General features: G+C 70.2%; 19 protein-coding genes and 3 tRNA genes. 20 read left to right on the top strand and 2 right to left on the bottom strand.

Annotated features, from left to right (window positions below; all coding sequences use genetic code 11):
- The first annotated feature begins 63 nt into the window (after positions 1–63).
- Both Pen02_RS23050 and Pen02_RS23045 read left to right on the top strand, forming a co-directional pair.
- Entirely contained in the window at positions 64–672 is a 609-nt protein-coding gene (locus tag Pen02_RS23050; protein WP_203868134.1) for a cadmium resistance transporter, read from the top strand.
- Between the two features lie 107 nt (positions 673–779).
- Positions 780–938: a hypothetical protein gene (locus Pen02_RS23045; protein ID WP_203868133.1), complete on the top strand. Its 159-nt coding sequence runs from the start codon at positions 780–782 to the stop codon at positions 936–938.
- 67 nt (positions 939–1005) lie between these two features.
- On the opposite strand, the gene Pen02_RS23040 is transcribed toward Pen02_RS23045, so the two are convergent.
- Both Pen02_RS23040 and abc-f read right to left on the bottom strand, forming a co-directional pair.
- Positions 1006–1926: a Vgb family protein gene (locus tag Pen02_RS23040; RefSeq protein WP_203868132.1), complete on the bottom strand. Its 921-nt coding sequence runs from the start codon at positions 1924–1926 to the stop codon at positions 1006–1008.
- Positions 1927–2019: 93 nt separating this feature from the next.
- On the bottom strand, positions 2020–3657 hold the full coding sequence (gene abc-f / locus Pen02_RS23035) for a ribosomal protection-like ABC-F family protein (protein WP_203868131.1): 1638 nt from the start codon (positions 3655–3657) through the stop codon (positions 2020–2022).
- A 210-nt stretch (positions 3658–3867) separates the two neighbouring features.
- Here abc-f and Pen02_RS23030 point away from each other — a divergent pair, with 210 nt between their 5' ends.
- From Pen02_RS23030 to rpoB, 18 genes are all read left to right on the top strand, one after another.
- Positions 3868–4443, top strand: a complete 576-nt coding sequence (locus Pen02_RS23030) for a TetR/AcrR family transcriptional regulator (protein WP_203868271.1) — start codon at positions 3868–3870, stop codon at positions 4441–4443.
- A 475-nt stretch (positions 4444–4918) separates the two neighbouring features.
- A complete protein-coding gene (locus tag Pen02_RS42600) occupies positions 4919–5047 on the top strand; it encodes a hypothetical protein (protein WP_275413597.1) in 129 nt (42 codons plus the stop codon).
- 42 nt (positions 5048–5089) lie between these two features.
- The gene (locus Pen02_RS23025) at positions 5090–7618 is read left to right on the top strand and encodes a putative bifunctional diguanylate cyclase/phosphodiesterase (protein ID WP_203868130.1); all 2529 of its coding nucleotides are present in this window, start codon (positions 5090–5092) and stop codon (positions 7616–7618) included.
- A 118-nt stretch (positions 7619–7736) separates the two neighbouring features.
- Positions 7737–7809: transfer RNA gene (locus Pen02_RS23020), tRNA-Thr, on the top strand.
- 25 nt (positions 7810–7834) lie between these two features.
- A tRNA-Met gene (locus tag Pen02_RS23015) sits at positions 7835–7907 on the top strand.
- Between the two features lie 132 nt (positions 7908–8039).
- Positions 8040–8207, top strand: a complete 168-nt coding sequence (gene rpmG, locus Pen02_RS23010; protein ID WP_013288652.1) for a 50S ribosomal protein L33 — start codon at positions 8040–8042, stop codon at positions 8205–8207.
- A 315-nt stretch (positions 8208–8522) separates the two neighbouring features.
- Positions 8523–8969 (top strand): MaoC family dehydratase N-terminal domain-containing protein, encoded by a 447-nt coding sequence (locus tag Pen02_RS23005; protein WP_203868129.1) that lies wholly within the window; start codon positions 8523–8525, stop codon positions 8967–8969.
- A gap of 1 nt (position 8970) precedes the next feature.
- Positions 8971–9363 (top strand): MaoC family dehydratase, encoded by a 393-nt coding sequence (locus tag Pen02_RS23000; protein WP_203868128.1) that lies wholly within the window; start codon positions 8971–8973, stop codon positions 9361–9363.
- Positions 9364–9514: 151 nt separating this feature from the next.
- A tRNA-Trp gene (locus Pen02_RS22995) sits at positions 9515–9587 on the top strand.
- A 276-nt stretch (positions 9588–9863) separates the two neighbouring features.
- Positions 9864–10253, top strand: coding sequence for a preprotein translocase subunit SecE (secE, locus tag Pen02_RS22990; protein WP_203868127.1), 390 nt, complete (start codon positions 9864–9866; stop codon positions 10251–10253).
- A 38-nt stretch (positions 10254–10291) separates the two neighbouring features.
- Positions 10292–11011, top strand: coding sequence for a transcription termination/antitermination protein NusG (gene nusG / locus Pen02_RS22985; protein WP_203868126.1), 720 nt, complete (start codon positions 10292–10294; stop codon positions 11009–11011).
- Positions 11012–11205: 194 nt separating this feature from the next.
- Positions 11206–11637: a 50S ribosomal protein L11 gene (rplK, locus tag Pen02_RS22980; protein WP_203868125.1), complete on the top strand. Its 432-nt coding sequence runs from the start codon at positions 11206–11208 to the stop codon at positions 11635–11637.
- Between the two features lie 88 nt (positions 11638–11725).
- Positions 11726–12439 (top strand): 50S ribosomal protein L1, encoded by a 714-nt coding sequence (gene rplA, locus Pen02_RS22975; RefSeq protein ID WP_203868124.1) that lies wholly within the window; start codon positions 11726–11728, stop codon positions 12437–12439.
- Positions 12440–12612: 173 nt separating this feature from the next.
- Positions 12613–13503, top strand: coding sequence for an ATP-binding cassette domain-containing protein (locus Pen02_RS22970; RefSeq protein ID WP_203868123.1), 891 nt, complete (start codon positions 12613–12615; stop codon positions 13501–13503).
- Positions 13500–14189: a hypothetical protein gene (locus Pen02_RS22965; protein ID WP_203868122.1), complete on the top strand. Its 690-nt coding sequence runs from the start codon at positions 13500–13502 to the stop codon at positions 14187–14189. Before Pen02_RS22970 ends, Pen02_RS22965 begins: the two co-directional genes overlap by 4 nt.
- 408 nt (positions 14190–14597) lie before the next feature.
- On the top strand, positions 14598–15140 hold the full coding sequence (gene rplJ / locus Pen02_RS22960) for a 50S ribosomal protein L10 (protein WP_203868121.1): 543 nt from the start codon (positions 14598–14600) through the stop codon (positions 15138–15140).
- 61 nt (positions 15141–15201) lie between these two features.
- Entirely contained in the window at positions 15202–15585 is a 384-nt protein-coding gene (gene rplL, locus Pen02_RS22955; RefSeq protein ID WP_203868120.1) for a 50S ribosomal protein L7/L12, read from the top strand.
- 664 nt (positions 15586–16249) lie between these two features.
- Positions 16250–19681, top strand: a complete 3432-nt coding sequence (gene rpoB / locus Pen02_RS22950; RefSeq protein ID WP_203868119.1) for a DNA-directed RNA polymerase subunit beta — start codon at positions 16250–16252, stop codon at positions 19679–19681.
- Positions 19682–19781: the final 100 nt, after the last annotated feature.

Genomic DNA, 19781 nt, shown 5'->3' with positions numbered 1-19781 from the left:
GGCTGCTCCGCTGCAAGCGGCCGTGCCTCGGGCAACCAGGCATGGCACGTAGAGTCCCTGCCCGTGGGAGATCTGGTCGGGACGATCGTCGCGGCGGTCGGGCTGTTCGCCGGTACGAACGTCGACGACCTCATCGTGCTGACCGTGCTCTTCCTCTCCGCACGGGCCGCCGGCCGGCCCCGACCGTGGCAGATCTGGCTCGGCCAGTACGCCGGGGTCGGTGTCCTCGTGCTCGTCTCCGCCGTCGCTGCCCTCGGCCTGACGATCCTGCCCGACCGCTGGGTGGGGCTGCTCGGCCTGGTCCCGTTCGCCCTCGGGGTACGCGGACTCGTCTCGGCGCTCCGCGCCCGGGGCAACGCCGAGCCGCCCGCGCCGGTCGTGGCCACCGGTCTGCTCTCGGTGATCGGCGTGACCGTGGCGAACGGTGCCGACAACATCTCCGTCTACACGCCGACGTTCCGCACCATCGGCGTCGCCGACAGCCTGCTCACCGTGGCGGTCTTCTCCCTCGGCGTCGCGGCCTGGTGTCTGGCCGGATCCTGGCTCGGTTCGCACCAGAAGGTCGTCGAGCTGGTACGACGCTTCGGCCACTGGGTCGTCCCGATCGTCTTCATGCTGATCGGCGCGGTGATCGTGGTCGAGTCCGGCGTACTCGGTCGGCTCGCCGGCTGACCGCTCCCGCGCAGTGGGTTGACCGGATGAAGCGCATGCTGCTGTGGCAGTCACGGGTCCCGGTCGCAGGGGCGGCGGCGGTGGCCCGGCTGGCCTAGCGTCGGTCCATGGTCTCCACCGATCAACTACCCGCGCTGGTGTTCGTGCTGACCGTCTACCTCGCCCTGACCGTGGCCCTGTTCATCGCCCTTTACTGGGTCGTCCGCCTGGCGGTCCGGCACGCGGCCGAGGACACCGACCGCCGCAGGGCGAACCAGCAGCGGTGACGACCGACAGGTCAGCCGACCACCGGCCGCCACAGCTTCGCTTACGATCCCAGCGCACCGCCACCGCTCACGGCTCCACCCGCGCGACGGCACCGGTTTCCAGGGCGACCCAGACCACCCCGTCCGGTCCGACAGTGATCCCATGCGGCTCCGACCCCGGCGTCGGCAGGTCGTACTCCCGGATCGTGCCGTCCGGGTCGAGCCGCCCGACCCGGTTGGCGCCCCACTCCGTAAACCAGTAGCTCCCGTCCGGTCCGGCGGCGATCGCGTGCGGCCGGGCGGCCCGGTCCGGCAGTGGGATCTCGGTGATCCGCCCGTCCGGGGTGATCCGGCCGAGCTGGCCGGCGGCGATCTCGACGAACCAGACCGCGCCGTCGCTGCCGGCGGTGATGCCGACCGGTCCGGCCCCGGCGGTCGGCAGCGGATGTACCCGTACCTCGCCGTCGAGGCCGAGCCGGCCGATCGCGTTCGCCTGGTTGAGGGTGAACCAGAGCGCACCGTCGGGCCCTGCGGTGATCGCCGACGGAAAGCCCTCGACCTGCGACAACGGAAACTCCTTCACCTCGGCTCCGGCCTCAACCTGGGGTCCGCCCGCTACACCGATCCGGCCGATTCGGTCGGAGTTGCTCTCGGTGAACCAGAGCGCACCGTCCGGGCCGGCTGTGATCCCGTACGGGCCGGCGTCCGGTGTCGGGGTCGGATACGAGCTGACCTGCCCGTCGGTGGTGATCCGGCCGATCCGGTGGTCCCGGTACCGGGTGAACCAGAGGGCGCCGTCTCCTCCGGGGGTGATGACGGAGGGTCCGCTCGCCGATTCGTCGAGTGGGTAACGCCGGACCTCCCCGTCGGAGGTCATTCGGACGATTCCCCCGGCATGCACCAGGGTGACCCAGATTGCATGGTCCGGCCCGATGGTGATGCCGTACGGGCCAGCGCCGGAATCGGCTATCGGAAACTCCCGGACCGATGGATGACGTGAGGTTGTCATTCTGTTTCCTTTCTTCCTAATTCCAGTCGTGATGGCGACATTCAGGTGACCGGCAGCGACCGAATTCGCATACCGAACACGGGCACCGTCGAATCAGTCCGGGGCGGTGACGTTGAGCGATTCGGGGCAGAGCACCCCGCCGACCATCACCCGGTGCTCGCCGCGCCACCGCTCACGCAGCCGCCGGTCGTGACTGACCACCACCACCGCGCCTGGATACTCCACGAGCGCGGCCTCCAACTCCTCGACCAGGCCGGGCGAAAGGTGGTTGGTCGGCTCGTCGAGCAGCAGCAGGTCGACCGGCTCGCTGACCAGGCGGGCCAGGGCGAGCCGTTGCCGCTGGCCGGTGGAGAGGTCGCCGACGGCTACCCCGAGCTGTCCACGGTCGAACAGCCCCAGTGCGAGCAGCCGGTCGAGCTGCTCCTCGGGCGGCCCGGCCCGACCTCGCGCGAAGGCGCTGAGCAGCGGTTCCCGGGGTCGTTCGACCCCGACATCCTGGGGCAGGTGGCCGATCCGGCCCCGTCGAACCACCCGGCCGGCGCCGGGCACCAGCTCGCCGGCGAGTACCCGCAGCAGGGTGCTCTTCCCGGCGCCGTTCGCGCCACTGATCAGCAGCCGCTCGCCGCTACGCAGCGTCAACCGGGCCTCGTGCAACCGCCCGTCGACCGCGACGCCGTCCGCGTCCAGCAGCACGCCGGTGGTGCCGCCGGACGCCAGCGAAGCGGTGAACCGCAGCGGGGACGGAGGCGGCGGCACGGGACGCTCGGTCAGCCGACGCAGCCGCTGTTCGGCGTTGCGTACCCGGCTGGCGACGGACTGCTGCACCCGGCCGGCGTTCCGGTCGTACGCCATCTTGTTGCGGTCCTTCATCTCCCGGCCCGGTGCGACCTGCCGCGCGGTGGTCGCCGCCGTCTCCCGCAGCCGGTCGACCTCGGTACGCCAGGCGAGGTGGGCCTGGGCCCAGCGCTGCCGGGCCGCCGCCTTCTCGGCGAGGAATCCGGGGTACCCGTCGCCGTAGCGGACCAGGGTGTGCCGGTCACCGTCCACTTCGAGCAGGGTGTCGGCGACCCGGTCGAGGAAGACCCGGTCGTGCGAGACCACCACCGTGCTGCCGCGCCGGCCGCGCAGGTGCTCCTCCAGCCAGCTCAACGAGTCGTCGTCGAGGTGGTTGGTCGGCTCGTCGAGCAGCAGCACCTCGGTGCCGGCCGAGAGGACCGAGGCGAGGTGCAGTCGCGCCTGCTCGCCACCGGACAGTTCGCCGAGCCGCCGGTTCCGGTCGAGGCCGGCCAGCCCGAGCGCGTGCAGGCTCCGTTCGACCCGGGCGTCGGCGTCGTACCCGCCGCGTAGTTCGAAGACGGTCGTGAGGTCGGCGTACTCGGTCAAATGTCGGTCGTCATCGCCACCGAGCAGCGGCTCCAGCTCGCGCAGTCTGGCCTCGATCCGGCGCAGTTCGGCCAGCGCGTCGTCGACGGCCTGCCGCACCGTCAGGTACCCCGGCAGCGGCGCGTCCTGGCCGAGATAGCCGACGCCGCCGTCGGCGACGACGGTCACCCGCCCCTCGTCGGGTCGTTCCCGACCGGCGAGCAGTCGGAGCAGGGTGGACTTGCCGGAGCCGTTCTCGCCGATGATCGCGGTGCGCTCACCGTCGGCGATCGCGCAGTTCACCGCGTCGAGCACGGTCCGGTCGGCGTAGCGCTTGGTCACGGCATGCAGGCTGAGCTGGGTAGGCATGGTGGGTACTCCGGGCGTCGGCGGGTCGGCCGCCGGTGGTCGGCGGCTCGGGACACGGGGCGCGCTCAGCGGAGCATCGGACTGGTACCCACCTTAAGTCTACGGATGTTGCAGTAAGATCCTGCCATGTCGCCGCCCCGATCGACAACCCGTTCCGCCGCCGGGCCGGTGCGCCGGCCCGGCGGGCGCACCGCCGAGGTCCGCCGCCGGGTGCTCGACGCGGTCCGGGCACACCTGGTCGAGTACGGCTACGACGCGCTCGGCATCGACGCGGTGGCGGAGCGGTCGGGGGTGCACCGCACCACCGTCTACCGGCGCTGGCGCGACGTCGGCGGGCTGCTCGCCGACGTACTCGCGGAGGCCACCGGGGACGACTGGCGACCGCCGGACACCGGCTCGCTGGAGGGCGACCTGCTCGCCCTCAACTCCGAGGTGTACGCGGCGCTGACCGCCGAACCCCCGCTGACCACGGCGCTGATCGCCGCGTCGTTCCGCTCGGCGCCGGCCGCCGACGCACTCCGTGCCTTCTGGGCCGACCGCTACGAACGGTGCGCGGTCGTCGTCGACCGGGCCGTCCGGCGGGGCGAGCTTCCGCCGGGCTGTGACCCGCGCCGGTTACTCGTCGCGGCCACCGCGCCGCTCTACCACGAGTTGCTGCTGCTTCGGACGACTCCGGCCGCGCAGCTCGCCGCCCGGGCCGCCCGGGACGCGACCCTGGCCGCGCGGGCAGGTGCCTTCACGCACAGTGATCCTGGCGACGTCGGGCCGGGCCGGAGACAGGTGTGACGTGATCGCCACCGCCCCGCAGTGTCCGCTGTGGACCACGGAGGCGTGGTGCCCCGAGTGTCCCGATGATGACTGATTCGTCGGTGGCGCTCCGTCCGTATTGAGCGGAGTTAGAAAGTTGCAGCGATTTAGCCGAAATCAGTCGACAACGGTATTTGGCAGGGCTGATCGCGTACGGGTGGTGAGTCTTATTGAGCGCTGAGTGAATCATGTCGGGCATTTGCCGGCGAGTGGGGTTGCGGCCGGCCGGCGGAGTTGTCCCTACCGAACGGTTAGACTTTGCCGATCCCCGGGTGGTCGCTCTTCCGATGGCTTTGCCGGTTCCTCGGACTGTGGCACCATCATGGAACATCTACTCTCCACGACGCTACCTCGACGGGAGCAACCGATGCCTGCATGGAGGTTGGGCCGCCTCATAGGCTCCCTACTTCTGCTCGCGGCGCTCGCCGTCAGTGGCTTTGCCGCGGCGACCGCGGTGACCGATCTGGCTGTGCGGGACCAGAGCAGCCAAACCTGGATCGCCGACTCGACCGACCCCCCGACCGAGGGTGACGCGACCGAGCCGGAGGCCGGGCTCCAGGCCCTCGGCTGGGAGTGGGGCTGACGGCCACCCCCGTGCGGGACGGACTCTTCCATCGGGAGTGGTATGGCTGGGCGCCCACGGTCAGCACGTCGATCGCCTGAGCACGCCTGGCTGATCACCGGTCCGCTGGCCATCTTCGCGGTCGTCCTGGCTGCGGTGCTCGGTGTCCTCGACGGTCCGCCCGGCGAGTGGACGTGGGCGGCCCTGGTGCTCGCTCTCGCGCTGCTGGGTGACACGCCGCTGCTGTTCCACGTCGTCCGACGACAGACCACGGTCATGACGTTCAGCGAGATCCCCCTGCTCTTCGGGCTCTACCTGCTGCCGCCGCTCACCGTCGTCCTCGTCTTCACGCTCGGCTCGCTGATCACCCAGATCTACCGCCGGTTCCCACCGGCGAAGTTGTGGTTCAACGTCGCCAGGTCAGCCGCAGCGGTGTCGCTGGCGAGTCTGGTCGTGCTGGCCCTGCCGGAGATGCAGGGTTTCGGGCCGAGCACCTGGGGGATCCTGGTCGCCGCCGTGACGACCCACGCGCTGGTGACGCTGGGCGCGGTCGCCGGAGTCTTCGCGATCATGCATGGCGCGCAGGCGGGCTGGGAGGTTCTCCGCACCTCCGGTCCCGGCCTGCTCACGGTCATGCTCAACGTGGCCATGGGCCTGGTCATCGTGATCTGCCTCCGGATGACCCCGTGGTCCGCCCTGCTCCTGCTCGCGCTCGCCGCCGGGCTGGTCCTGCTCTACCGCTCGTACGCACAGTTCTTCCGGCAGCACCGGACCCTGGCCGACGTCTACGAACTGACCAAGGCGATGAGCGAGCGCGGTCGGGACGGCACCCTGGCCGACTCGCTGCTGGGCCGGGTCCGGGCGCTGATGCAGGCCGAGTACGCCACCCTCTGGCTGCCCGCCCAGGGCCGGCACCCGGAGGTCCTGCTCACCGCCAGGGTCGAGGACTCGGGACTGCTCGACTTCTCCCGGACCCCGCTGGTCGCCCGGGAACGCGCCACCGGGGAGAGCCGGACCGTCGCCGCCGGCAGCCGGATGGACGGCCACCCGGACGTACGGGAGGCGTTGCGGAAAGCGGGCCTGAAGGACGTGATCGTGACTCCGCTCCGCTCCGGCCAGGCGGTGATCGGATCACTCGAGGTGGTGAACCGGCTCGGTGACATCGGGCACTTCACCCCCGCGGACGTGCCGATCTTCGAGACGATCGCCGCACACGCCGCAGTCGCTCTGGAGAACTCCCGGCTGGTGGACCGGTTGCGCTACGACGCGTACCACGACGGGTTGACCAACCTGCCCAACCGGCGGCGGGTGACCGGCGCGTTGGAAGAGGCGGTCCGGGTACGCGCGCCGAACGAGGTCGTGGCCCTGCTCCTCTTCGACGTGGCAGGACTGCGTCAGGTCAACGAGTCCGTCGGGCACGCGGCCGGCGACCGGGTACTCGTCGAGGTGGCCGCCCGGCTGCGCGCGCTGGCTCCGTCCGCCGCCCTGGTCGGCCGGGTCGGCAGCGACGAGTTCGTGGTGACACTGCGGATGGAGAGTGCCGACGCGGCCCTCGACCTCGCCGTCGAACTGCGCGAGCAGATCCGCGACCGGATGGTCTTCGACGCCCTGGTCCTGGACGTCGACACGGTGGTCGGGGTGGCGGTGCACCCGGACCACGGCGACGATCCGGCGATCCTGCTCCAGCGCGCCGACCTCGCGGTGACCAAGGCGAAGTCCGCGCCGGAGGGGATCCAGTTGTTCAGTCCGGGCCTGGAGTCGCGGTCGTCGCGCCGGCTCGGGCTCGCGGGCGACCTGCGGCGCGCGCTGGACCAGGCCGAGGTGCAGGTGTATTACCAGCCGAAGGTGACGCTGACCGACCGGCGACTGGTCGGGGTGGAGTGCCTGGCCCGGTGGGTGCACCCGGCGCACGGCACGGTCATGCCGGAGGACTTCGTCGCGGTGGCCGAGCACACCGGCCAGCTCGACCAGTTGACCGATCTCGTGTTGGGCGAGGCGCTGCGGCGCAGCCGGGACTGGACCATGGGCGGCGAGCCGCTGGCGGTCTCGGTGAACATCTCCGCGCGCAGCCTGGCCGACCAGCAGTTCCCGGCCCGGGTGCAGAACCTGCTCGGGGAATACGGTGTGGCGCCCGAACAGCTCACCCTGGAGGTCCGGGAGGCCGGCGTACTGGACGGCACCGATCGCGCCGTGCCGGGGCTGCGCCGGCTGCGCGACATCGGCGTACGGCTGGCCGTCGACGACTTCGGCACCGGCCACTCCTCGCTCTCCTACCTGCGCCGCCTGCCGGTCAACGAGGTCAAGGTGGACCGCTCGTTCGTACAGGGGATGGCGACCGACCCGGTGGACCTGGCGATCGTCAACGCGGTGGTGACACTCTCCCAGCAGTTCGGCCTGGCGGTGGTCGCCGAAGGGGTGGAGAGCGAACTCACCCTGGAACTGCTCCAGGACATCGGCTGCCAGATCGGGCAGGGCTTCCTGTTCAGCCGTCCGCTGCCGTACGAGCGCCTGGAAGCCTGGTTCGCGGCCCAGACGGAATCGGACAGCCAGCCCGGCCTGGCCGACGTACGGCGACTGCGGGCAGTGCCCTGACCTGCACCGACGGTCTGGGGTCGGTGTCCCGGTCCGGCTACCGGGGATCTGATTTCACCTCGTGCCCCGCGCCGTGTACTCTTACCTCTGCGCGCCACCAGGGAAAGATCGCGTGCGCGCCCCCTTAGCTCAGTCGGCAGAGCGTCTCCATGGTAAGGAGAAGGTCTACGGTTCGATTCCGTAAGGGGGCTCAGAGGGTTCAGCTGGACCCGCCACGGCGGTGTAGCTCAGATGGCAGAGCAAGCGGCTCATAATCGCTGTGTCGCCGGTTCAAGTCCGGCCACCGCTACTCTCGGGCACCGGGGCCAACCCGGAGACCGGAAAAAGGGGGCGCCGATGGCGCCCACTTTGCGTGTCCGCGTGGCAGGCGTCTACGCTGGTACGTCGTAGTTCAGTCCGCTAACGAGGAAGGCGCCCCGCCGTGGCCAAGGCGACCGATGTCCGTCCCAAGATCACTTTGGCGTGTGTGGAGTGCAAGGAGCGCAACTACATCACGCGTAAGAACCGCCGTAACGACCCGGACCGCATCGAGCTGAAGAAGTTCTGCCCCCGGGACGGCAAGCACACCGTCCACCGCGAGACCCGCTGAGCCGGGCCGACGCGAGTCGGTTCACCCAGTCCACCAGGATCGCCGTTCCGGCCCTGGCGAGCGCGCCCTGCGACAGCAGGACCACCGCTCCGCCGAGGCCCGGGCGGCGATCTTGCTGTCTGCGGGAACACCCGCCGCCGGGTATCGGGAGCGACCGGATCGGCCGGATCACGGCCGGCTGGCCCCGCCCCGGCGGCCGTCCCCGATTGCAGGTGCACAGCCTCGTCGATTCTGTCGTCGGCGGGCTGTGTCGATCGCACGGGCCCGCTCGGCGGCGCCCTCGCCGGCTCGCCCCGGCCGTGTAGGTTCGGCGGCATGTCCCTGGACCCGTCCTTCGTCGGCCGCAGCTACCCGCCGACCGAGCCCTACCAGGTGGGGCGCGAGAAGATCCGAGAGTTCGCCACGGCGATCGGCGCCGTCGACCCGGTGTACCACGATCCGGAGGCCGCCCGGGCGCTCGGGCACGGCGACGTGGTGGCCCCGCCGACGTACCCGTTCACGATCACCATGGCGGCCAACCGGCAGATCGTGGACGATCCGGACCTCGGCGTCGACTACAGCCGGGTGGTCCACGGCGACCAGCGGTTCCGCTACACCCGGCCGGTGGTGGCCGGCGACGAGCTGGTCTGCGTCAACACGATCGAGGAGATCGTCAACCGGGGCGGGCACGGCTTCATGACCACCCGCACCGAGGTCAACACCAGCGCCGGGGAGCCGGTGGTCACCGTCTGGACCAAGCTCGTCGTACGCGGAGAGGGCTGAGATGGACCTGTCACCTCGTACCTTCCGGATCACCCGCGCCGACCTGGTCCGGTACGCGGGTGCCTCGGGCGACTTCAACCCGATCCACTGGAGCGACCGGTTCGCCACCAAGGTCGGGCTGCCCGGGGTGATCGCGCACGGCATGTTCACCATGGCGCTGGTCGGGCGGGCGGTCACCGACTGGGCCGGCTCGCCGGACGCGGTGGTGGAGTACGGCGTCCGGTTCACCCGGCCGGTCGTGGTGCCGGACGACGACGAGGGCACCGAGATCGAGGTGAGCGCGACCGTCCGGGGCGAACCCGAGGACGGGCTGACCCGGCTCGACCTGACCGCCACCTGCCAGGGAGAGAAGGTGCTGGCCCAGGCTCGCGCCGTGATCCGTACCCCGGCCTGACCGCGCCGGCGACGGAGGCCGGAGCAGGTACGACGGGAACGCCGGGACACACCGGTTGGGAAACTCGTGCCTCTACCCGTACACTGGTCCGCCGTGGGGCAAGTGGCCCCTACTCAGGCGTGCGTACCTGAGTGGGACCGGCTGCCCCCACAGGGGTGTAGCTCAATTGGCAGAGCAGCGGTCTCCAAAACCGCAGGCTGCAGGTTCAAGTCCTGTCACCCCTGCGCCTACGGCCTGACCGGTCCCGGGATCGGCGTCGCCAGCACCTGTGGCGACCGGCTCGTGTTGGTGGTATCGGCGGGGTCGAGCCGCGGCGGTGCGTCCGCCCGGTCCGCTCCCTGACGGATCCGCCGGTCGCGGGCCGTTCCGGGGACGGTCGTCCGGGGGTTCGGTCGAGGGCGGACGACGCCTGCGGCGGAAGCTCCGGGTTCCGGCCGGCGTGACCAGCGCAGCGCGCGTCCACCGACGCGCGTACCAACCACCCGGCGACGGAGGGCGAAGTGGCCGAGAAGAATCGGCGCGACGAGGACGACAACGACCGTCTCGACGACGAGGCGATCGACGACGTTGTCGACGATGACGCCGACGACGAGGCGGACGAGCCGGTCGGGCGTGGTGGCACCGCCACCCGGGAGCGCACCAGGACCGACTCGGCGGACGGCAGGCCCAAGACGAGGACCGAGGGCCGGGTCGGAATATTCGGCCGGCTTGCCCGGTTCTTCCGCGAGGTCGTGGCGGAGCTGCGTAAGGTCATCTGGCCGACCCGTAAGGAGCTGCTGACCTACACCGCCGTGGTGGTCGTGTTCGTCGCCGTGGTGCTGACGATCGTGGCCGGGCTGGACTACGCCTTCGCCCGTGGCGTGCTGTGGGTCTTCGGCGGCTCCAGCTGACCACCTGCCCCACCAGATAGTGACGGAAGTGAGCGAGCGTGCCTGAGTACGACGAGACCGCCGAGACCCCGGACGAGCAGTCCGCGGTGGCGACGGCGAGCGGTAACGAGTCGGTCGAGGCCGCCAGCGAGCCGGAGTTCGGCGCCGAGCAGGCGCCGGACGAGGACTACGACCCGGTGGCCGAGCTGCGGCAGAAGCTGCGGTACGCGCCCGGCGACTGGTTCGTGGTCCACTCGTACGCCGGTTACGAGAACAAGGTCAAGACCAACCTGGAGACCCGGATCACCAGCCTCGACATGGAGGAGTTCATCTACCAGGTCGAGGTGCCGACCCGGGAAGAGGTCGAGGTCAAGAACGGCAAGCGCCTCCAGGTCCAGAACAAGGTCTTCCCGGGCTACATCCTGGTCCGGATGGAGCTGACCCCCGAGTCGTACTCCTGCGTGCGCAACACCCCGGGAGTTACCGGCTTCGTCGGTGCGACCGACCGGGCCGACCGGCCGGCGCCGCTCTCGCTGGACGAGGTGCTCAAGTGGCTCGCCCCGGCGGTGGAGACCGAGACCAAGAAGGCGAAGCCCGAGGTCAAGGTGCTCGACTTCGAGGTCGGTGACTCGGTCACCGTGACCGACGGCGCCTTCGCGTCGCTGCCGGCCACGATCAGCGAGATCAACGCCGACCAGCAGAAGCTCAAGGTGCTGGTGTCGATCTTCGGTCGGGAGACCCCGGTCGAGCTGAACTTCAACCAGGTCGCCAAGATCTGACCGTACGGGCCCGCCTGGCGGTCCACGCCGTACCCGGATCCGCCCGGCCCCGGTCGGCCGGGCCGACCTCGGCGCGTCGCCCGCGCGGGCGCTGCGCTACTCTTGAACGTCGCCCGCACATAGGCGTGCTTGACCGTGCGCGCCGACGGGTGACCTCAGGTGCACGTTCCCCAGTTTCAAGCCCAGGAAGAGACATGCCTCCGAAGAAGAAGCTCGTCAAGACGTTCACGCTTCAGCTCCCGGCGGGCCAGGCCACCCCGGCACCGCCGGTCGGTCCGGCGCTGGGTCAGCACGGTGTCAACATCATGGAGTTCTGCAAGTCGTACAACTCGCAGACCGAGGCGCAGCGCGGCGACATCGTGCCGGCCGAGATCAGCGTGTACGAGGACCGGACCTTCACCTTCGTGCTGAAGACCCCGCCCGCCGCCCGCCTGCTGATCAAGGCTGCCGGCGTGCAGAAGGGCTCCGGCGTCCCGCAGAGCCAGAAGGTCGGCTCGGTCACCCGCGCCCAGCTGCGCGAGATCGCCGAGAAGAAGATGGCCGACCTGAACGCCAACGACATCGAACAGGCCGAGAAGATCATCGCCGGCACCGCCCGGTCGATGGGCATCACGGTCAAGGAATAGTTCCTCCCGCCACCCTGACCAGCACGACCAGTTCGTGGGAGGGCCGCGGCACCGCCCGGCCCGCCAGACACCACAGGAGTAATCAGAGATGCAGCGCAGCAAGAGCTACCGCAAGGCCGCCGAGGCCATCGACCGGGACAAGCTCTACACCCCGATCGAGGCCGTCAAGCTGGCCAAGGGGAGCAGCACCGTCAAGTTCGACGCCACGGTCGAGGTCGCGATGCGCCTCGGCGTCGACCCCCGTAAGGCCGACCAGATGGTCCGGGGCACGGTCAACCTGCCGCACGGCACCGGCAAGACCGCCCGCGTGATCGTCTTCGCGGCCGGCGCCAAGGCCGAGGAGGCGACCGCCGCCGGAGCGGACGTGGTCGGCACCGACGAGCTGGTGGCCCGGATTCAGGAGGGCTGGCTGGACTTCGACGCGGCCATCGCCACGCCGGACCAGATGGCCAAGATCGGTCGGATCGCGCGGATCCTGGGCCCGCGCGGTCTCATGCCGAACCCGAAGACCGGCACGGTGACCATGGACGTCACCAAGGCCGTCTCGGAAATCAAGGGCGGCAAGATCACCTTCCGGGTGGACAAGCACTCCAACCTGCACCTGATCATCGGCAAGGCCTCGTTCTCCGAGGCCCAGTTGGTCGACAACTACGCCGCGGTGCTCGACGAGGTGCTCCGGTCCAAGCCGTCCGCGTCCAAGGGCAAGTACCTCAGGAAGGTCACCCTGACCACCACCATGGGCCCCGGCGTTCCGGTCGACCCGAACGTGGTGAAGAACCTGCGGGAGTCGGCCGAGGCCTGAGCCTCCGCCGAACCGGTCAGTCCCGTACGACGCGGGGCGCCCAGCGAGCAGATCGCCGGGCGCCCCGCGTCGGCGTTTCCCGCCCAGCCCGTCTCGTCCGGGTGAGGTCGGCTGCCCTCGTCCGGCACCCGGCCCGTCCGCGCTCCCGGCGGGACTGTGGCACCCTCCTATGCGTGCGACTAGATCAGGTCTGGCTGCGGTACGGCGCCCGCGCCCCGTGGGTGCTGCGGGCGGTCGAGGTGGAGATCGGTCCCGGGCAGAGCGCTGTCGTGCTCGGCCGCAACGGCGTCGGCAAGTCGACACTGCTCCAGTTGGCCGTCGGTGTGCTGAGCCCGACCCGGGGCGTGGTGCGGGACCGGCCCCGGACGGTCGGCTGGGTGCCGGAGCGGTTCCCGGCCGACCAGCCGTACACCGTCGAGCAGTACCTCACCGGGATGGCTCGGGTCCGGGGACTCTCCGGTGCGGCGGTGGCTCGTACCGTGGGCTCCTGGGTCGAGCGCCTGGGGCTGGCGGCGTACCGGGACGTCCGGATGCCGGCGCTCTCCAAGGGCACGGCGCAGAAGGTCGGGCTGGCCCAGGCGCTGCTCCGGCCGCCCGGTCTGCTCGTGCTCGACGAACCGTGGGAGGGGCTGGACGCGGCGACCCGGGAAGTCGTTCCGGAGCTGATCGGCGAGGTGCTCGACGACGGCGGCGCCGTGCTGGTCAGCGACCACCGGGGCGAGACGGTCCGGCTGCCGTACGCCGCGCAGTGGACCGTGGCCGACGGGACCGTCTCGGTCGTCCGGCCGGCCGCCGACGGCACGCGGGCCAGCGGATCCGGGACCACCGTGGTGGAGATCAGCGTACCGACCGCGCGGGCACTGGAGACCGTCGCCGCCCTGCGCGCCGCCGGTCACCAGATCCTCCGGGTACGCCCCGCCGAGCCGCCGCCCACCGGCCACGTCGACCACCCGGCCGACCCGCCCGATCGGGTCCCGGATGACGGTGCCGCCCCGGTGGGGCCGGTCGACGGGGGCGACGACCGCCTGGCCGACCGGGCGGGTGCGACCGGGGAGGCGTCGTGACGGCGCTGGCCCGGATGCGGCTCGCCGGGTTCGTCCGGACGGCTCGGGCACTGCCGCCGCTGATCACCGGACTGGTGGCGCTCAGCGTGCTGTACGGCGGCGGCGCCGCGCAGGCCGCCGAGGCGTACGGGGTCTCCGCCGTGGTGCTCTTCCCGGTCCTGGCCTGGCAGACGAAGCTGCTGCTGGACACCGAACCGGACATCCAGCGCCGACTCGCCGTGGTGGCCGCCGGCCGGCGGGCGGAACTGACCGGTGGACTCGTCGCCGCCCTGCTGGCCGGGCTGGCCCTGGTCCCGATCGCGCTCGTGCTGCCCTGGCTGGTGGGCGGGGTGACCGGGCCCGAGCGGCCCGGGGACCTGCCGATCGGGCTGGGCCTGGCCGTCGGACTCTGGGCACACCTGCTGGTCCTGCCGGTGGCCGTCGCGCTGGGCGCTCTCGCCAGCCGGGCGGCCACCAGCAGCCCGCTGTACGGGCTGACCGCACTGGTCGGCGGAGTGGTCGGGGCGTACGTGTTCGGGCTGAAGGATTCGGTCCTGCCCTGGATCGCGCCACCGGTACTGGCCACCGCCAGGGTCAGCACCGGCGGGCCGACGGGGTGGTCCGTGGCGCTGCTGACCGGGCACGCCCTGCTCTGGAGCGCCCTGGCACTGGCCGGGTACGCCTGGCTGCGCCGCCGCCGGACGTAAGCCGGGAAGACCATCGGACGTGAGCCGGGAGGACCGCCGGACCTGAGCCGGGGACGGCGGAGGGGAACCCGTCGGACGCCGGGCGTGACCCGGGCCACCTCGGGTGATTTGGCTGTCTCGGCCGGCATACCGTACTCTGGTATTTCGGTCAAGCTTGCTTGGCCGACGTTCTACCCAGAGACCGCTGGTCACCGTGCCCCGGCACGGTCGAAGGTCCCGCTCGACGGGCGGCCCGCGCAGGGAGAGACGGTAGCGTGCCAGGTCGTGTCCGCACGACCCATCCCGCCCCGTGCGCCCTGCGCCGGGGCTTCTCTCGTTGTGGCGGAACCTCCGATCCCGCCCGGGCAACCGATCGCGCCGACGGCCGTTCGGGGCGTGACCAGCCTGGAGCAATGAGAGAGGAGGGACATGGCGGACAAGCCGGTTCGGGCCGACAAGGCCACCGCCGTCGCCGAGCTCACCGAGTACTTCCGTAACTCGGGGGCCACCGTGCTGACCGAGTACCGCGGTCTGACGGTTTCCCAGCTGACCCAGCTACGCCGCTCGCTCGGTCGGGACACGACCTACGAGGTGGCGAAGAACACGCTGGCCAAGCGCGCCGCGACGGACGCTGGCATTGCCGGGCTCGACGAGCTGTTCACCGGTCCTACCGCGCTGACCTTCGTCTCCGGAGACGTGGTCGAGGCGGCGAAGGGTCTGCGGGAGTTCGCGAAGGCCAACCCGAAGCTCGTCATCAAGGGTGGCGTCTTCGAGGGCCGGGCGATCACCGCTGACGAGGTCAACAAGCTCGCCGACCTCGAGTCCCGCGAGGTGCTGCTGGCCAAGATGGCCGGCGCGATGAAGGGCAGCCTGAGCAAGGCCGCTGCCCTGTTCCAGGCGCCGCTGGCGCAGACCGCCCGCCTGGCGGCTGCCCTGCAGGACAAGCGTGAGAAGGAGGAGCAGGCCGCCTGAGCGGTCAGCCCTCCGGTAACCCCGATATTCGTGTAGGAATTAGGAAAGGACGCCAGACACCATGGCGAAGCTCAGCACCGACGAGCTGCTCGACGCGTTCAAGGAGATGACGCTGATCGAGCTCTCCGAGTTCGTGAAGCAGTTCGAGACCACCTTCGACGTGACCGCCGCCGCGCCGGTGGCCGTCGCTCAGGGCGGCGCGGCGGCCCCGGCCGCCGAGGCCGAGCCGGAGCAGGACGAGTTCGACGTCATCCTGGAGGCTGACGGCGGCAAGAAGATCCAGGTCATCAAGGTCGTGCGTGAGCTGACCGGCCTGGGCCTGAAGGAGGCCAAGGACCTCGTCGAGGCCGCGCCGAAGGCCGTCGTCGAGAAGGTCAACAAGGAGACCGCCGACAAGGCCAAGACCAAGCTCGAGGCCGAGGGCGCGAAGGTCACCCTCAAGTAGTTCCGCTCCACGTCGCCGCCGTGCGGTCCGTACCCGATCCGTGCTCCGTTCCGCCGAGCGGGGTTCGCGGGGTACGGACTGCCGGAGGCGACCGCGTCCGCGAAGTGAGCTGACGCACAGCAGTACCGCCGACGGGCGGCGATCCGGCGCCGGATCGCCGCCCGTCTCCGTCCGCTGACAGGCTGCGACCGTCGATGATCAGGGCTTTGGCGGCTCGGACGGCTGTCGTCCGGGCGGCCGGGCGGACACCCCCGGATGGCGACCCGGCCAAAGACGTCACCCGACCCGGGCATCAGCCCTTGACGCGGCACGAAGCGGCAGGCACGCTGACATCAGCAAGACCTTCCGCGCTTGCGACGGCCGACACCTGGGTAACAGCCACGGCAGCACCACGAGCCGCTGGTGATCACGGGGCCTAGCGGGTTGCGTGCGGGACGTGTTGAGCGCGCTCGGCGCGCGCCAGCCGAAGGTTGGCGACACGTTCTGCAACGCCCTGCCGTGGTGGGCTGGACAGCGGTTAGCCGCTCGGCTACACTGCTAGTTTGCGCTGCCTTCCGACTTGACCCCTGCTCGGAATGTCCGATTATGGATATTTGGAGTGGGGCCATTGGAGTGCACGCGTGACAGCCGCATCTAGCAGCACCGGTCCTCGGAAGGACGCATCTTGGCAGCTTCCCGCCCTGCGAAGACCAGTCGTACGTCGAGCGCTTTCGCGCCCCGCCGAATCTCCTTCGGCAGGATTACCGAACACCTCGAGGTCCCCAACCTCCTCGCCATCCAGAACGAGTCGTTTGACTGGCTGGTCGGCAACGAGGCTTGGCAGGGCCGGTCGGCCGACGACCCGCACGCTCGATCGGGTCTCGCCGAGATCCTCGACGAGATCAGTCCCATTGAGGACTTCTCCGGCACCATGTCGCTTTCCTTCTCCGCGCCGCGCTTCGACGAGGTCAAGGCCTCGATCGAGGAGTGCAAGGAGAAGGACCTGACCTACTGTGCCCCGCTGTTCGTGACCGCGGAGTTCACCAACAACACCACCGGCGAGATCAAGAGCCAGACGGTGTTCATGGGTGACTTCCCGATGATGACGCCGAAGGGCACCTTCATCATCAACGGCACCGAGCGCGTGGTGGTCAGCCAGCTCGTCCGGTCCCCGGGCGTCTACTTCGACAAGCAGCCGGACAAGACCTCCGACCGCGACCTCTCCAGCGTCAAGGTCATCCCGAGCCGGGGTGCCTGGCTGGAGTTCGACATCGACAAGCGCGACACCGTGGGTGTCCGCATCGACCGCAAGCGCCGGCAGGCCGTCACCGTCCTGCTCAAGGCGATCGGCTGGACCAACGAGCAGATCCGCGAGCGGTTCGGCTGGTCCGAGCTGATGATGACCACCCTGGAGAAGGACCACATCGCCGGGGTGGACGAGGCGCTGCTCGACATCTACCGCAAGCTCCGGCCGGGCGAGCCCCCGACGCGGGAGAACGCCCAGACCCTGCTCGACAACCTCTTCTTCAACCCGAAGCGGTACGACGTCGCCAAGGTCGGCCGATACAAGTTCAACAAGAAGCTCGAAGTCGACGTGCCGATCAACACCGGCACGCTGACCGAGGACGACATCGTCGCCACCGTGGAATACCTCTGCCGGCTGCACGCCGGTGAGGAGGGCTACGAGGCCGACGACATCGACCACTTCGGCAACCGCCGGCTCCGTACCGTGGGCGAGCTGATCCAGAACCAGGTTCGGGTCGGCCTCTCCCGGATGGAGCGGGTCGTCCGGGAGCGGATGACCACCCAGGACGTCGAGGCGATCACGCCGCAGACCCTGATCAACATCCGTCCGGTGGTGGCGGCGATCAAGGAGTTCTTCGGTACGTCGCAGCTTTCCCAGTTCATGGACCAGACCAACCCGCTGGCGGGCCTGACCCACCGGCGCCGGCTGAGCGCGCTCGGCCCGGGTGGTCTGTCCCGGGAGCGGGCCGGCTTCGAGGTCCGGGACGTGCACCCGTCGCACTACGGCCGGATGTGCCCGATCGAGACGCCGGAAGGCCCGAACATCGGCCTGATCGGCGCCCTGTCGACCTTCGGCCGGGTCAACCCGTTCGGCTTCATCGAGACGCCGTACCGGAAGGTGGTCGAGGGTCGGGTCACCGACCAGATCGACTACCTGACCGCCGACGAGGAGGACCGGTTCGTCAAGGCGCAGGCCAACACCGCGCTGCGCGCCGACGGCACCTTCGCCGAGGACCGGGTCCTGGTCCGCCGGAAGGGCGGTGAGGTCGACTTCGTCGCGCCCACCGCGGTCGACTACATGGACGTGTCGCCGCGCCAGATGGTGTCGGTCGCCACCGCCATGATCCCGTTCCTCGAGCACGACGACGCCAACCGGGCACTGATGGGCGCGAACATGCAGCGCCAGGCGGTGCCGCTGGTCAAGGCCGAGTCGCCGCTGGTCGGCACCGGCATGGAATACCGGGCCGCGGTCGACGCCGGTGACGTGGTCGTCGCCGAGGTCGGCGGCGTGGTCGAGGACCTGTGCGCCGACTACGTGACGGTGCACCAGGACGACGGCCACCGGCGTACCTACCTGCTGCACAAGTTCCGCCGGTCCAACGCGGGCTCCTGCGTCAACCAGAAGCCGGTCGTCTTCGAGGGCGACCGCGTGGAGGCCGGCCAGGTCATCGCGGACGGTCCGTGCACCGACGACGGCGAGATGGCGCTCGGCCGCAACCTGCTGGTCGCGTTCATGCCGTGGGAGGGCCACAACTACGAGGACGCGATCATCCTGTCGCAGCGCCTCGTGCAGCAGGACGCCCTCACCTCGATCCACATCGAGGAGCACGAGGTCGACGCCCGGGACACCAAGCTCGGTCCGGAGGAGATCACCCGCGACATCCCGAACGTCAGCGAGGAAATGCTCGCCGACCTCGACGAGCGCGGCATCATCCGGATCGGTGCCGAGGTCGTCACCGGGGACATCCTGGTCGGCAAGGTCACGCCCAAGGGCGAGACCGAGCTGACCCCGGAAGAGCGGCTGCTCCGCGCGATCTTCGGCGAGAAGGCGCGCGAGGTCCGGGACACCTCGCTGAAGGTGCCGCACGGCGAGACCGGCACGGTCATCGGCGTACGGACGTTCAGCCGGGAGGACGGCGACGAGCTGCCGCCGGGCGTCAACGAGCTGGTCCGGGTCTACGTGGCGCAGAAGCGGAAGATCCAGGACGGTGACAAGCTCGCCGGCCGGCACGGCAACAAGGGCGTCATTTCCAAGATCCTGCCGGTCGAGGACATGCCGTTCCTGGAGGACGGCACCCCGGTCGACATCGTGCTCAACCCGCTCGGCGTGCCGAGCCGGATGAACATCGGCCAGGTGCTGGAGACCCACCTCGGGTGGGTCGCCAAGACCGGCTGGCAGGTCGAGGGTGACGACGCCGAGTGGAAGCGGGCGCTGCGTTCGATCGACGCGCACGAGTCCGAGCCGGACACCAACGTGGCGACGCCGGTCTTCGACGGCGCCAAGGAGGAGGAGATCTCCGGTCTGCTCTCGTCGACCCTGCCCAACCGGGACGGCAAGCAGCTGATCGGCGCGAGCGGCAAGGCGCAGCTCTTCGACGGACGTTCCGGCGAGCCGCTGCCCGACCCGATCGCGGTCGGCTACATCTACATCCTCAAGCTGAACCACCTGGTCGACGACAAGATCCACGCTCGGTCGACCGGCCCGTACTCGATGATCACGCAGCAGCCGCTGGGTGGTAAGGCGCAGTTCGGTGGCCAGCGGTTCGGCGAGATGGAGTGCTGGGCGATGCAGGCGTACGGCGCCGCGTACGCGCTCCAGGAACTGCTGACGATCAAGTCCGACGACGTACTCGGCCGGGTCAAGGTGTACGAGGCGATCGTCAAGGGCGAGAACATTCCCGAACCGGGCATCCCGGAGTCCTTCAAGGTGCTGCTCAAGGAGCTTCAGTCGCTGTGCCTCAACGTCGAGGTGCTCTCCAGCGACGGTGTGGCCCTGGAGATGCGCGAGACCGACGACGAGGTCTTCCGGGCCGCGGAGGAACTCGGCATCGACCTGTCCCGGCGTGAGCCGAGCTCGGTCGAAGAGGTGTAGGTGGGCACGGTGGGTCTGGGGCGGCTCAACCCGCTCCGGCGCGGGTTCCGGGGCGCGACGCGCAGCGGGCGTGCCGGAATCCGCGAGGTCAGGCTTGATC

It is taken from the genome of Plantactinospora endophytica (assembly GCF_016862915.1).
Lineage (GTDB): Bacteria > Actinomycetota > Actinomycetes > Mycobacteriales > Micromonosporaceae > Plantactinospora > Plantactinospora endophytica.
This window is presented reverse-complemented; position numbering and strand designations above follow the sequence as displayed.

Bases quoted from the DNA above. Each gene is read 5' to 3' on its own strand.
- Pen02_RS23045 (WP_203868133.1), top strand. From the start codon at position 780: ATGGTCTCCACCGATCAACTACCCGCGCTGGTGTTCGTGCTGACCGTC.
- Pen02_RS23040 (WP_203868132.1), bottom strand. From the start codon at position 1,926: ATGACAACCTCACGTCATCCATCGGTCCGGGAGTTTCCGATAGCCGAT.
- abc-f (WP_203868131.1), bottom strand. From the start codon at position 3,657: ATGCCTACCCAGCTCAGCCTGCATGCCGTGACCAAGCGCTACGCCGAC.
- Pen02_RS23025 (WP_203868130.1), top strand. From the start codon at position 5,090: ATGGCTGGGCGCCCACGGTCAGCACGTCGATCGCCTGAGCACGCCTGG.
- Pen02_RS23005 (WP_203868129.1), top strand. From the start codon at position 8,523: ATGTCCCTGGACCCGTCCTTCGTCGGCCGCAGCTACCCGCCGACCGAG.
- Pen02_RS23000 (WP_203868128.1), top strand. From the start codon at position 8,971: ATGGACCTGTCACCTCGTACCTTCCGGATCACCCGCGCCGACCTGGTC.
- rplK (WP_203868125.1), top strand. From the start codon at position 11,206: ATGCCTCCGAAGAAGAAGCTCGTCAAGACGTTCACGCTTCAGCTCCCG.
- rplA (WP_203868124.1), top strand. From the start codon at position 11,726: ATGCAGCGCAGCAAGAGCTACCGCAAGGCCGCCGAGGCCATCGACCGG.
- rplJ (WP_203868121.1), top strand. From the start codon at position 14,598: ATGGCGGACAAGCCGGTTCGGGCCGACAAGGCCACCGCCGTCGCCGAG.
- rplL (WP_203868120.1), top strand. From the start codon at position 15,202: ATGGCGAAGCTCAGCACCGACGAGCTGCTCGACGCGTTCAAGGAGATG.